The sequence below is a fragment of the Rodentibacter trehalosifermentans genome (genome assembly GCF_002000545.1).
Taxonomy (GTDB): domain Bacteria; phylum Pseudomonadota; class Gammaproteobacteria; order Enterobacterales; family Pasteurellaceae; genus Rodentibacter; species Rodentibacter trehalosifermentans.
Genome location: NZ_MLHL01000078.1, coordinates 1 through 13,400, shown reverse-complemented (window position 1 = coordinate 13,400; position 13,400 = coordinate 1). Strand labels below are relative to the sequence as shown.

The 13,400-nt window shown below is 42.0% G+C and carries 10 protein-coding genes; 3 read left to right on the top strand and 7 right to left on the bottom strand.

Translation table 11 applies throughout. The features are described from left to right. Positions 1–109: 109 nt before the first annotated feature. The 3 genes from mukB to mukF form a co-directional block, all read right to left on the bottom strand. Complete coding sequence (mukB, locus tag BKK52_RS11880) at positions 110–4,639, bottom strand: chromosome partition protein MukB (RefSeq protein WP_077478777.1); 4,530 nt, start codon at positions 4,637–4,639, stop codon at positions 110–112. Beyond that, positions 4,639–5,373 carry a chromosome partition protein MukE gene (gene mukE / locus BKK52_RS11875; RefSeq protein ID WP_077478776.1) on the bottom strand — a complete coding sequence of 245 codons (735 nt, stop codon included), beginning with the start codon at positions 5,371–5,373 and terminating at the stop codon, positions 4,639–4,641. Before mukE ends, mukB begins: the two co-directional genes overlap by 1 nt. A 69-nt stretch (positions 5,374–5,442) precedes the next feature. Further along, on the bottom strand, positions 5,443–6,777 hold the full coding sequence (mukF, locus tag BKK52_RS11870; protein ID WP_077421069.1) for a chromosome partition protein MukF: 1,335 nt from the start codon (positions 6,775–6,777) through the stop codon (positions 5,443–5,445). A gap of 148 nt (positions 6,778–6,925) precedes the next feature. On the opposite strand from mukF, the gene ttcA reads away from it, so the two are divergent. Beyond that, positions 6,926–7,858 (top strand): tRNA 2-thiocytidine(32) synthetase TtcA, encoded by a 933-nt coding sequence (gene ttcA, locus BKK52_RS11865; RefSeq protein ID WP_077473945.1) that lies wholly within the window; start codon positions 6,926–6,928, stop codon positions 7,856–7,858. 1 nt (position 7,859) lies between these two features. Then, positions 7,860–8,189, top strand: coding sequence for a TusE/DsrC/DsvC family sulfur relay protein (locus BKK52_RS11860; protein ID WP_077473946.1), 330 nt, complete (start codon positions 7,860–7,862; stop codon positions 8,187–8,189). 40 nt (positions 8,190–8,229) lie between these two features. On the opposite strand, the gene cysB is transcribed toward BKK52_RS11860, so the two are convergent. The 4 genes from cysB to sstT all read right to left on the bottom strand — a co-directional run bounded on the left by cysB (position 8,230) and on the right by sstT (position 12,351). Continuing rightward, entirely contained in the window at positions 8,230–9,201 is a 972-nt protein-coding gene (gene cysB / locus BKK52_RS11855; protein WP_077421066.1) for an HTH-type transcriptional regulator CysB, read from the bottom strand. Between the two features lie 9 nt (positions 9,202–9,210). Beyond that, positions 9,211–10,224, bottom strand: a complete 1,014-nt coding sequence (rluB, locus tag BKK52_RS11850; protein WP_077421065.1) for a 23S rRNA pseudouridine(2605) synthase RluB — start codon at positions 10,222–10,224, stop codon at positions 9,211–9,213. 40 nt (positions 10,225–10,264) lie between these two features. Then, on the bottom strand, positions 10,265–10,888 hold the full coding sequence (locus BKK52_RS11845) for an L-threonylcarbamoyladenylate synthase (protein ID WP_077421064.1): 624 nt from the start codon (positions 10,886–10,888) through the stop codon (positions 10,265–10,267). Positions 10,889–11,106: 218 nt separating this feature from the next. Next, on the bottom strand, positions 11,107–12,351 hold the full coding sequence (sstT, locus tag BKK52_RS11840; protein WP_077421063.1) for a serine/threonine transporter SstT: 1,245 nt from the start codon (positions 12,349–12,351) through the stop codon (positions 11,107–11,109). A 254-nt stretch (positions 12,352–12,605) separates the two neighbouring features. Between sstT and BKK52_RS11835 the strand changes: the two genes are divergently transcribed. Further along, on the top strand, positions 12,606–13,049 hold the full coding sequence (locus tag BKK52_RS11835) for a LexA family protein (RefSeq protein ID WP_423227664.1): 444 nt from the start codon (positions 12,606–12,608) through the stop codon (positions 13,047–13,049). The last annotated feature ends 351 nt before the right edge of the window (positions 13,050–13,400 follow it).

Genomic DNA, 13,400 nt, shown 5'->3' with positions numbered 1-13,400 from the left:
TTATCAGGTTGTACCATCTTCCCTCCCTCCGTTTACGGGGGGAGGGAAGATATCTAATAGTTTTGTGCAAGTGCTACATAATAGTGGAATTTTCAACCGCACTTTTATTTTAGTCCGTTGTACCAAACCCGCGTAATCCGACCACATGAACGTGTTCTTGGTTACCGGAAATTTTTCTCACCAATTTATAGGTTGTGCCTTTTTCAGGGCTAATATTTTCCGGTGCCGCAATTAATAACTGCATATCCAATCGTTCACAAAGCTCAAATAAAGTGGAAATAGATTTACCATCAAGTCGTGCCGCCTCATCAAGGAAGAGTAATCGGCAAGGCACAATATCTTTACCACGAATACGACGGCTCTCCTCTTCCCAGCTTTGAACGACCATTAAGAGAATCGACATCCCGGTACCTATCGCTTCACCGGTTGAAAGTGCACCACTTTCTGCACGCAACCAACCGTCAGCACCACGGAATACCTCAACTTCAAGTTCAAGATAATTACGATAATCCAAGAGCTCTTCACCCATAGTTTGTGCACTACGCTGTCCCATATCAATATGTGGGTTAATACGTTGATACAGTTTTGCCATAGCTTCAGAAAAGGTAATACGATTATCATTGAATAAATCTTGATATTCGTCCTGTTGACCGGAAAGCGCATCAAGTAGCATGGCGTGTGTATCACGAATATTAACCACCAAACGAACAGATTTCACCTGACCGAAAGCAATATTTTGCAAGCCTTGATTGAGCATACGAATGCGATTTTGTTCACGCTGAATGGTTTTGCGCATAATATTTGCGACACTTTCAGAATTGATCGCCAATTTTTTCTCACGATCGGTCAACTCTGCCGTCAAGCGTGAAAGTTCGATTTCCATTTGTTCAATGGCATCAATCGGATCATCTGTTTTGATAATATCTTGGCGAATACGCTCACGCAAATGCTGATAAACCGCAATAAAGAAGCGGACTTTATTTTCCGGTTTACGACTGTCTTCCGAGGCTCTTAAGCTATCGCGCAAATACTCATTATCGGCAACGGCAGTACGCAACGCCCCAAGGGCCTTATCCGACATTGAGCGGAGTTCATCAGCGGATAAATAAGCCAGCTCACGACGATTTAAGCGTTTTTCCATATCAGAATGGCGGGATAGTCTTAAGACCACACACCAGCTGACTTTCGCCGCCACCACTAATTCCCGTTGGGTTTTATAATCACGCTCTGCTTTACGGATACGGCGATTTAAATTTTCACCTTCGCTTTCAATTAACGTCAGCTGTTTTTCCACATAGGAGCGGCGTTGTCTGCTATTTGAGAGTTGTTGATGTAATTCATCACGTCGAATTCGCGCCCGCTCCTCTGCCCCTTCATCTGCACGAACACCTAATTCGCTTACTTCATCTCTTAATTCTTTTAATAGCTGATTTTTGCTCTCATAAGAACTTTGTAATCCAATCAACACCTGATTATATTGCGCAAATTGGGCTTGTTTTTGGCGAAGTTGTTCACGCTGTGTATCACGTTGTGCTTGCATTGAGGTTAAGCGTTGACGCAATTGCTCATTTAATTCTGAAGTTTGCGCCTGTCCGGCATCTTCATAAGCGAAATGGGGTTTGCGTTGAACCACATCGGCTAAGGCGAATACGCGTTGTTGCACTTGTTTTTGACGTTCAATCGCTTGTGCCAACTCATTTTTTAGTTTGTCATAATTTTCCGGATCACTTTGCAGTGTATTTGCAATTGGCTCTAATTGTGACAACGTCTCACCATATTGACGAATGAATAATTCGTCTTGTTCGGCAAGCGTGAGTTGCTCACGACATTCCTCAATCCGATCGATTAACTCATCATCAGCTAACAAGCCTAATTGTGGAATGACTTTATTGAGTAATTGTATTCTTTCTTTTGCGTTGTCTAGCTGAATTCGTAACTGCTGTTCGCCGGTATTAAATTGATTTAATTCACGATCAATTTCATTGCGTTCACGGTTTATTTCCGCCATCACATCTTCAGGGTTCGGTTGGAATGCCAAGGCAAGGTGTAAACCCACAAATTGGCTAAAATGCTCATGCAAACGTTGGCATTTTTGTACATCGAAGGCTATTTGGGCATAATCTTCCGCCACATCATCACGTTCAATTTGCAAGGCTTCTAAATGCTTTTCACGAGCAGCCCGGCCAAATAATGGAATTTCAGGGAATTTAGAATAACGTAATTCACGTTCCGAGACTTGCACAACCACACCGAGTTCAAGCTCTTGTGCAGATAATACACTGTCATCAAAGGCCGTTGGGTCCCCTTCAATGAAATAAAGATCATCCGGACAGTCATCCAGTTGTGTTAATTGCTCTCTCACGATATTAAGATCACGCACAACAATAGCATGACGGGCAGGGCCATAAAGTGCTGAAAAATACGGTGCATCTTCAATCGGTACATCATCATAGAGTTCAGAAAGTAATACCCCGCCAAAACGTTCTGCCAGAACATTTAAACGGGCATCTTCAGAACCGTCAGGCTGGCTCAAACGGGTGATTTGCTCGTCTAATTGCTGACGCTTTTGCTCAAGTTTGTCACGTTGCATCGTCAACTCACGCTCTTTTACAAGTTGCGCCTGCATAAAATTCATCACATCTTGACTATGGTTGAAGGTTTCGCCACTTTGTTCTTCCAAACGTTCTAATGCCGCTTGAGCCGTCAGCCAAGCGGGGGCTTTGCGTGCATTTTCTTCATAAAGTGCTGTTAAGTTTTCACGTTTTTGGCGAAGTGTCGAACGATTTTCTACTTGCTCGGAAAGCTCACTGGAGAGTGAGTCCACCAAGGCTTCTTGCTCGGCATAATAGTCTTCTAATTCATCAGCGGTAGCTAAATCAACGTTGGCCCGCTGATTAAAATCATTCAACAATTTGACCGCACTTTGTTGTTGGGTATAGCGTTGTTCAAGCTCATGTAATTTTCCACGCAAAGCAGAAGCTTGCTGGGCTTGTAGTTTTTGACTTGGGTATTCACGCAATAAGGCTTTAGCACTTTCCCAAGCCGCTGAACGAGGCACTTCGCCTGCAATTTTACAAACAAGCTGATAGGCTTTATCAAATTGCGATTTAGCCGCTTCGGAAATAGACATTTTATGTTCTAATTCCAGCACCGTCTCTGTCAACGTTTCGCCATGGGCTGCAAATTCTGCGTGATAATCTTCAACATTTTTTACACTTAATTCCGCTAAGCCACATAGGTTTTTGGCTTTCTCTAATGCGGCAATGGCTTGTTGATATTGTAAGGCTCGGGTTTGTTTTGCATCGAGTGCTTGTTGATAATCGGCAAGTTGTGCACGAACGGCATCAATTTCAAGTTCAGTTTGCTCAAATTGGGCTTGGCTTTCCTCTAATGCTTCATTTGCATTTTCTACAACGATTTTCTGCTCTTCTAAACGTTCGGAAAGTTCTGCCACATCTTCTTGATAGCGGGAAATTTTTTCTTGATGACGTAACGCATTTAACACAAGATTTAAATGATCCACCGCACTTTGGTGATCGACCTCTAAGGTGCGTTCATTTTCTGCCAATTCTGCGGCTTCACGGCTTAAATCGACTAAACGATGTTGCGATAAATCTTGCTCCGCTTTAGCGTTATACCAATCACGACGTGATGCCAATGCAGCTTCAATATTGCCACGACGTTCGTTAGCGTGACGCATATAATCCGATGCAACATAATTGGTGGTTTCAGTAATGAGATGTTTGAATAAGTCCCGATCCGATTGGGTGACTTTAATGGCTTCAAGTGTCATTCGGTTTTCACGCAAGGCACTTTCCATATCTTGGAATGCTTTGCGGACACCTAAATTTTCCGGTAATAAATAGTCTCGTAAAGAACGGGTAATGGCACTGGAAATCCCACCGTATAACGAGGCTTCGATGAGTTTGTAGAATTTACTCCGGTCGGAAGATGAGCGTAATCGTTTTGGAATGATCCCAAGGTCAAACATCATACCATGGTAGTCGGTAATGGCGTGATATTGTTTAAATTGCGCCCCCAGGTTTTCAATTTTGTCCTTGAGTTCGTTGAGGTTTAGCACTCGGGCTTGACGTTCACCCACGGTTTCAGTGAAAAGTGCGGTTGGATTTTGTGATAATTCCACCCCTTGAATCGAAAAGGTTTTTAAATCCACTTTCTTATCCCGACCGGCGACTTGTTGCAGACGAACGCCGACAAGAATACGTTGATGACGGGAATTGATGGTATCTAATACCGCGTAACAAACACCCGGGCGTAATTTACCGTGTAACCCTTTATCCCGAGATCCGCCGGTGGAGCCTGCTTCTGTCGTATTACGGAAATGAATCAAGGTTAAATCCGGAATGAGCGCTGTCACAAATCCTGCCATTGTGGTGGATTTCCCTGCCCCGTTCCCACCGGAAAGGGTGGTAACCAGTTCGTCTAAATCAAATGTTCGGGCAAAAAAGCCGTTCCAGTTAATGAGGGTTAAAGAGCGGAATTTTCCACGTTCAACGCCATGTGTTTGAGAAATTTGAGAAAAAGGTGTCGCAAGATGAGACGCAACGGTTTCAGCATCGATTTCGCTTGCTTCGTTTTCTAACTCGATTTCATTTTCTAATTCTAAAACATCAGACATTATGCTTGTTCTCCATCAAATTCTTCGTCAATTTCATCCGCACTTTCTGCTTCTTGTTCGGTTAACTGCACTTGTTTTTCTAAGGCGAGGGATTCCGGTGTGGCAGCTTCCCCATCACGGATTAGACGTATTTGGGCTTCCACCGGATCATCGCCCGAACGCACTTCGGCGCCAAAACGGAATACGGATTCGGAAATGGTGAATTTACCGCTATTTTGTTCACCTACGGTGTGAATCATTCCCAAACGGCGCAATCGCCCTATTGCAGCTCTGACTTTTTCCGCCAATTTTTGTTTATCCAAATCTGAGCCGCTTGAACGTTGGTTGACCGCTTTTAATAATTTGCTTTCATCCGCCAAATTTAATAATTCATCATAAACTTCTTGTGTGCTAAAAATGCCCTGTTGTGCCAAACGTTCCGGACTTAAATAGAGATAACATAAGACTTTTCCAACTAACATTTCCAATTCAGAAAGCACCGAACGGGCGATGAGTGTTGTCGCTTTCGGTCGAAGATAGAAAAAACCTTCCGGGGCACGAATCAGCTCCACGTTATAGCGGCGATAAAAACCATCCAACTCATTTTGGAAATCCATTAAAAAGGCATGATTGTCTAAATGCTCCGTGCTGATGTGGCGACCTGAACGCAATAGACTATCCACTGCCGGGAATAATGGGTTAGCAATCGCTGTGGCAAGTTTTGGGGAAATTACATCTTGAAGATTATCTGTCATGGTTTATGTCTCTTATCCTGAAATCCTACAATGAAGGATGATTAAATCTCTTTTAAAATTAACCGCACTTTAATATTGATTAATGACATGGGCCTGTACCTCGGCACCCTGACGATTAATGGCTTGCCAATCGGCATAAATGCCCGCTAAATCATCATTGGCCATCCCTAATCGTACCGCTTGATCAACAATGATACGCGCCACATCAAAATGGCGGGAAGGCGGATAGTTTTCAAGCTGTTCACGAAGAACTAAACTTAAATCAATCGGGCGATTGTTTTCGCGGTATTGAATTAACAGGCTTTGCATATGTTCAACAATTTGATCATATAAATCTGCGAGGGATTCATATTGTAATTCTTCCGGTAATTCACCCACGGCATCGTCTTCACGCAACACCATTTCCTCATCACGCAAATCCACCAAGCGTTCTGCTTGTGCCGCCCATAAAAACCAAGGGTGATCAAAATAATGATGAATAGAATGGCGTAAACGTTGTGAAAATACCCGATTTTTATCCATATCAATGGCGGTACGAATAAATTTGTGCACATGGCGGTCATAGCCAATCCATAAATCAATGGCTTGTTGCCCCCAGCTGATAATTCGGTCGAGCTTTGATTGTAAATCTGTGATTAATTGATCAATAAAATACAAATCATCACGCCCAATGACACAATCTTGAATACGCAGTAGTTGTGCTTGTAGCTTGTCCCCTGCTGCATTGAGGGTATCTTGTAATTCTCGCAAATTGCCTGATGTTTCATCTAACAGTCGTTCACAACTGGAAATCGCCGCCTGCCAATCTTTGGTTAAAAGCTCGGCAATTTCCGCTTTAATATTCTGCTGATTTTCATCCATAATGCGTTGGGAAAGATCAATACTGTCGAAAATTTCCGCTACAGAATATTTCAATGGGGCAAAAACATTCTTACGCCAATAATGTTCACTTTCGTTATTTCCAGCCCCTTCTTCTGCGGCATGAGATGCCCGTTGTATTTCATCTGCCACAATGGAAAGCTGAACGGAAAGGCGCAAAGCAGAAAATTCACGCTGACGAATATAATAATCCGATATACCCACACCGAGCGGGGTTAAACGATAAATCGCCAATCCTTCGGTAAATTCACTGCTAAAACGATTTAACAAACGCTGTTTTACCAATTCGTTAATGGCATTATTGGCTCGTGTTGCAATGGCATCGGTGGACTGATCAAAGGCATTCATAGTGTGGCGAAAAATATCCACAAGATCGGTTTCCAACATTTCACTATCTAAGCGTTCATTGTTGTAAATGGCAATCGCCAGTAAGAAAACCAAACGTTCAGTGGGTAAATTTAGTGAAAATTCACGTTCTTTCGCCCAAGAGACAAGTTCAGGAATTGTTTGTGATGTTTCAATCATTGAAATGATAACGCGCTAAAATTGAACAAAAAAATTGAAGTGATTATACAGGATCTTTTGCCAATCTTAAAAATCTTCTTTTAATTGACCGCACTTTTCGATTTTTAACGTATAATGTGCGCTTTCTGAAAATAAGTAGCAAAACAAAATGACCGATTTAACCCAACAAGAAAAAAAGCAAACCTATAATTTCAATAAACTCCAAAAACGCTTACGCCGTAACGTGGGCAATGCCATTGCGGATTTCGGTATGATAGAAGACGGCGATAAAGTGATGGTATGTTTATCGGGCGGAAAAGACAGTTATACCCTATTGGATATTTTGCTGAATTTGCAACAAAGCGCCCCCATTCAGTTTGATATTGTTGCGGTCAATTTAGATCAAAAACAACCGGGTTTTCCTGAACATGTGTTGCCGCAATACCTTGAAAACATTGGCGTGGAATACAAAATTGTGCAGGAAAATACTTACGGTATTGTGAAAGAAAAAATTCCGGAAGGGAAAACCACCTGTTCGCTCTGCTCTCGCCTACGTCGAGGAATTTTATACCGCACGGCAACCGAATTGGGGGCAACCAAAATCGCTCTCGGGCATCATCGTGATGATATGCTGGCAACCTTATTTTTGAATATGTTTTATGGCGGAAAAATGAAATCAATGCCGCCTAAATTAATTTCAGATGATGGGAAACACATTGTGATTCGCCCTTTAGCCTATTGCAAAGAAAAAGAGATTGAAAAATATGCACTTGCTAAAGGATTTCCGATTATTCCTTGTAATTTGTGTGGTTCTCAGCCTAATTTACAGCGTCAAGTGGTCAAAGAAATGCTGAATACTTGGGATCGTCAATATCCGGGACGTTTAGAAACTATGTTTAGTGCGATGCAAAACATCACGTTGTCACATTTGTGTGATCCGAACCTGTTTGATTTTAAAGGTATTCATAACGGACAATCCCTTGAGGGGCTAGAAGGCGATATGGCTTTTGATGAGGAAATTGTCTCCACAATGCCATTTGACGATGAAAAAACCAATGATTTTTCTCATCATAACCTCATCCAAGTTAAAGAAGTAAATTGATATGTTAAAGATAAACGCCATGCAATTAGAAACCGATAACGACGGCTATTTATTGAATAGTCAGCAATGGAATGAAGAGGTGGCTCAAGCCATTGCCGAGCAAGAACAACTGGAACTCACCCCCGCACATTGGGAAGTGATTTATTTTGTGCGCGATTTTTATCAAGAATACAACACCTCCCCTGCTATCCGTATGCTCGTAAAAGCGATGGCGGAAAAATTAGGCGAAGATAAAGGCAATAGTCGCTACTTGCAACGTTTATTCCCTAAAGGCCCGGCAAAACAAGCCACAAAATTAGCCGGCCTACCCAAACCGGCAAAATGCTTATAAATTTGGATGAACCGCATCGAAAAGTGCGGTTATTTTTAAGCTATTTTACTTCCAATTTCACATTATCAAACAATTTTTTAATAGCATTGTTATCACGTAACCGTTCGGCCTTTTCTACCATTGGACGAGTGAGATGAGGGGAGAAATATTCGATAAAATCATACATATAGTTACGTAAAAACGTGCTTTGTTTGAAAGCGATTTGTGTCATACTGGAACGGAATAAATGACCGGCATCAATGGCTACAAGATCATGATCAAGCTCGGTATGTGCCATACTTGCCATGATCCCCACACCTAATCCTAAACGCACATAGGTTTTTATCACATCGGCATCGGTGGCGGTAAACACAATATTTGGCAAAATTCCCGCCGCGTTAAAAGCGTAATCCAAATCGGAAACACCGGTAAAGCCGAAAGTATAGGTAACAAGTGGATATTGCCCGAGAGCTTCAATAGTAAGATTTTTCACTTTTGCCAAAGGGTGATCGGCTTTTACAATGGCTGAACGATTCCATAAATAGCAAGGCAATTGAATTAGATCATCAAATAAATAGGGGGCTTCCGTGGTGATTGCCAAGTCTACCTCACCTGACATCAGGGCATCGTGAATTTGTGTCGGCGAACCTTGATGAATATGCAAACTGACATCGGGATATTGTTTAGAGAAACGTTCAACCACCGAAGGTAACATATAGCGTGCTTGCGTATTTGTCGTTGCAATACGCAATACACCATGATCAGGGCGGGTATATTCGTTGGCGACAGATTTAATACTTTCCGCTTTGACCAACAATTCACGAGCAATGGCAATGATTTTTTTTCCTGCCGGTGTGATGGATTTGATATGTTTTCCATTGCGTTCAAAAATTTCCAACCCCAACTCATCTTCCAATAAACGCACTTGTTTACTGATGCCCGGTTGTGAGGTATAAAGTGCATTTGCCGTTTCTGTCACATTCAAATTTTGATTCACTATTTCCACAATATAGCGAAGTTGTTGCATTTTCATCGCAGACACCTATTTTTTATAGCGTTTTCCTAATTCAGCATAACGTTTTACCGCTTTACGAATCTGCCCGGATTTTGGACGACGGCGGGGTTTTGTCACATCAAGCCTTGTTTCCGTTTCCGGCGGTAACCCCACTAATTCCCGCAGATAGTTCACGTTCTCAAGATCCATTTCTTCCCACCCGCCTCGCGGTAATCCTTTCATTAATTTGATATTGCCGTAACGGATACGAATCAAACGGCTGACCTGAATCCCTTGCGATTCCCACAAACGGCGAACTTCACGATTGCGTCCTTCCGTCAAAGTAACGTCATACCATTGGTTAATTCCTACACCGCCGGTGAATTTAATTTCCTTAAAATGAGCCGGCCCGTCTTCAAGTTGAACCCCTTTGCGTAAACGTGCCAACATTGCCTCGTCCACTTGCCCGAATACGCGTACGGAATATTCACGCTCAACTTCACGGCTTGGGTGCATTAGGCGGTTTGCCAACTCGCCATCCGTGGTAAATAATAATAAACCGGAAGTATTAATATCCAAGCGCCCCACCGCAATCCAACGGGCACCATTCAAACGGGGTAAACGATCAAATACCGTCGCACGCCCTTCCGGATCGCTACGGGTACAAAGTTCCCCTTCTGGTTTGTAATACATCAACACACGACACATTTCTTTTTGTGCCTGCTGAAGATTAATAATGCGACCGTCAATACGCACTTTCACGCCGGAATGAATGTCAATGCGATCGCCCAATGTTGCCATTTTGCCATCCACACTCACCCGATTTTCTGCAATCATTGCTTCAATTTCCCGGCGTGACCCCTGCCCCGCGCGCGCTAACACTTTTTGTAATTTTTCCCCTTCCACTTTCGCTTGCATTTTTGGGGAGAGTGATTTTTTCGCTGAAAATTCTCGCCCCAAAATAACCGCACTTTGAGTTTCTTTACGCTTAAAGTGCGGTTGGTTTTCGTGCTGTTTTTCGCTACGTTTAGGGGGATTTTTTCTTGCTTGATTGGTTTTCATTTTGTTTCCTTTGTCGCTTTCACAAGCGTCTTTGTATAGATTAAATAAATGGTTCGGTAGAACCGCTGCCTTCACGCAAAATCACCGGTGTATCTTCTGTTAAATCTACCACCGTTGTAGGCTCTTGCCCTAGATAGCCGCCATGAATAATCAAATCCACTTTGTGCTCTAAATGCTCCCGAATTTCTTCCGGATTAGACTGGGTGAGATGTTCTTCCCCCGGCAACATCAATGAGCAAGAAAGAATCGGCTCTCCTAATACAGTTAATAAATCTAAGGCAATTTGATTATCCGGCACCCGCAAACCAATAGTTTTACGTTTTGACGTCATTAAACGGCGGGGTAATTCTTTCGTCGCCGTCAAAATAAAAGTATAACGCCCCGGTGTATTATTTTTAATTAAGCGGTAAGCTATGTTGCTCACTGTTGCATAATTGGAAAGCTCGGATAAATCACGACACACTAGAGTGAAATTATGCCCTTCTGGCAGTTTGCGAATGGCAATAATGCGATCCATAGCGTGTTTATCACCAAGCATACAACCCAATGCATAACCTGAATCGGTTGGATACACAATCACCCCGCCTTTACGCAAAATTTCTACCGCTTGATTAATTAAACGTGCTTGTGGATTTTCCGGATGGATATAAAAAAATTGGCTCATAATCATTCCTTAAAATATTGTGCGGATTATACACCTTTAACTCTGACTTTATAAGGTTTTGTTAAGAGACCAAAACGAATGAATGTTAAATTGGGTTTCGGGAAAGCTGTTGACTATTACTTCAGACGCTGCAATTGACACGTCAAATTGACTAGAGAAACCCAATAGACAAAAAATAAAGGCGGATTTTTCACCCGCCTTATAAAAGAAGCATTGAATTATGCTTGATTTTTTCGCTCTTCTTCCATACAGACGGCTGCGGTAAACAGCACATCGGTAGACGAGTTTAATGCGGTTTCGGTGGAATCTTGTAAAATACCAATCACAAAACCCACCCCAATCATTTGTGCTGCAACATCATCAGAAATACCGAATAAACTACATGCTAATGGAATAAGGAGTAAAGAGCCGCCGGCAACGCCCGATGCTCCACAAGCGCAAAGTGCAGCCACCACGCTGAGCAATACGGCACTGACAAAGGAGACTTCCATACCCAATGTATGCACCGCCGCTAAGGTCAGCACAGTAATGGTGATAGCCGCACCCGCCATATTGATATTTGCGCCTAATGGGATCGCCACCGAATAGGTTTCTTCATCAAGATTTAAACGTTTTGCCAACCCGATATTCACTGGGATATTGGCGGCAGAACTGCGGGTGAAAAAGGCGGTGACACCACTTTCCCGCACACAGGTCCACACCAACGGATACGGATTTTGGCGAATTTTCCAGTACACTAAAATAGGATTAAGTACAAATGCGGTAAACAACATCGTACCGATGAGAACAACTAATAAGTGAATATAACCACCTAAAGCCGCTAAACCTTTATCCGACAAGGTTTCTGCTACTAAACCGAATACACCCAAAGGCGCAAATGAAATAATGACGTGCACTATTTTTGAGATACCTTCTGCAAAATCCGCCACTACCTGCTTTGTTGTTTCAGAGGCATGGCGAAGTGCTAACCCTAGACCAATTGACCAAGCCAATACACCGATAAAGTTTGCTTTAAAAATTGCATTGAGTGGGTTATCCACCACATTCAGCACTAAGGTTAATAATACTTGTGCCACTGATTGTGGGGCGGAAGTCACATCTTCTTTGACCGATAACGCCACTTCAGAAGGGAAAAGCATACTGGCTATCACCGCCGCTAATGCCGCTAAGAAAGTGCCTAAAAGATAAAGCACAATAATTTCCTTCATATTGCTTTTAGAGCCAACTTTTTTATTCGCTAATGCGGCCATCACAAGGAAGAAAATCAAGATTGGAGCCACCGCTCTCAAAGCTTTAACAAAAATTTGCCCTAATACGCCAACACTTGAAGCAAGATCAAAACCGACGGCTTGTTCAATGCTTGGATTAACCAATGCAACAAGAATCCCGAGTACCAAACCAACGGCAATTCGTTTGACCAAATTACCTTGGAAAAGAAAATGAAATAAACGTGATGTATTCATAATAAATTTAAATAAAAATAAGATTAAACTTCAGATCATTGCTGATCCACCAAAGCAGAGTAAAGATAGCCTAAATTTAATCTAAAGGAAAACGTTTTCTTTTCTTTTTACATCTGTTAGCGGATTTCATTATATTTTTTCTAAAAATTCACTTTATAAAAAAATTTTTTCCATCCTCTGTTGACAAACTGTATGAAATGCCAGTATATTTAGCTGTATAAACAACCATATCATTAACCAAAGGAAACAAGATGATGAACTACGCAAATACAGTTACTCAAGATGAAATGACGTTTTCTTATCATCCAATACCATTTTTTAACGATATTGAAAAAAATTCAAAATTCAGTAAAAAACTGGATTTAAACCTTTACTGTATTAAACGTCCACAACAAACCTGCTTTATTCGTGTAACCAATCCCAATATGCTGGCTTGGGGGATTGAACAAGGCGATATGTTAGTTGTTGAAAAAAATGATCGTCTTTCTGTCGGGGATCTTGTTGTATTAGAAAGGGAAGAGGAATTTCATCTCTATGAATTTATTACATACCAAGATGAATTTATCTTTATGGCGTTAGATTCTCAAATGCAAAATATTAAAACGAAAAATTGGGCTTCCCTCCCGATTATTGGCTCCGTAACCAATACGATTCACCAAATCCAGCCCAAGCGTCATCTGCAAAAATTCCCTGCCTAAGCATAGTTGAAGGCATAATATCTATAGACCTTCACTTCTATAAAAAAGTGTGGTCAATATTGACCGCACTTTGGTAAATGACCGGTGTAGCTCTGAGGAGAATTGCAACAAAGTTGCAAAAACTCGGTGAAAAATAACCGCACTCCCCCTGCGCCTTGTACAACCCAAACATCATTTACATATTTCCCTAAGGACATCGTTTACATTTTGTTGGGTTGCTGGTGCCACTGTGTGGCGGGTTTTATTTTCTTTTCTCGTTCGTCCATTTGACCGAGAAAATGAAAACGGTAAAAAATGTTCCAAATGCCATCGGCATAAGGCACAAACGCCACGGGTTCTTTGGCAAGCACT

Excerpts from the sequence above, each read along its gene's own strand:
- cysB (WP_077421066.1), bottom strand. The coding sequence starts at position 9,201 with ATGAAAATGCAACAACTTCGCTATATTGTGGAAATAGTGAATCAAAAT.
- sstT (WP_077421063.1), bottom strand. The coding sequence starts at position 12,351 with ATGAATACATCACGTTTATTTCATTTTCTTTTCCAAGGTAATTTGGTC.
- mukF (WP_077421069.1), bottom strand. The coding sequence starts at position 6,777 with ATGATTGAAACATCACAAACAATTCCTGAACTTGTCTCTTGGGCGAAA.
- rluB (WP_077421065.1), bottom strand. The coding sequence starts at position 10,224 with ATGAAAACCAATCAAGCAAGAAAAAATCCCCCTAAACGTAGCGAAAAA.
- mukB (WP_077478777.1), bottom strand. The coding sequence starts at position 4,639 with ATGTCTGATGTTTTAGAATTAGAAAATGAAATCGAGTTAGAAAACGAA.
- BKK52_RS11860 (WP_077473946.1), top strand. The coding sequence starts at position 7,860 with ATGTTAAAGATAAACGCCATGCAATTAGAAACCGATAACGACGGCTAT.
- BKK52_RS11845 (WP_077421064.1), bottom strand. The coding sequence starts at position 10,888 with ATGAGCCAATTTTTTTATATCCATCCGGAAAATCCACAAGCACGTTTA.
- BKK52_RS11835 (WP_423227664.1), top strand. The coding sequence starts at position 12,606 with ATGAACTACGCAAATACAGTTACTCAAGATGAAATGACGTTTTCTTAT.
- mukE (WP_077478776.1), bottom strand. The coding sequence starts at position 5,373 with ATGACAGATAATCTTCAAGATGTAATTTCCCCAAAACTTGCCACAGCG.
- ttcA (WP_077473945.1), top strand. The coding sequence starts at position 6,926 with ATGACCGATTTAACCCAACAAGAAAAAAAGCAAACCTATAATTTCAAT.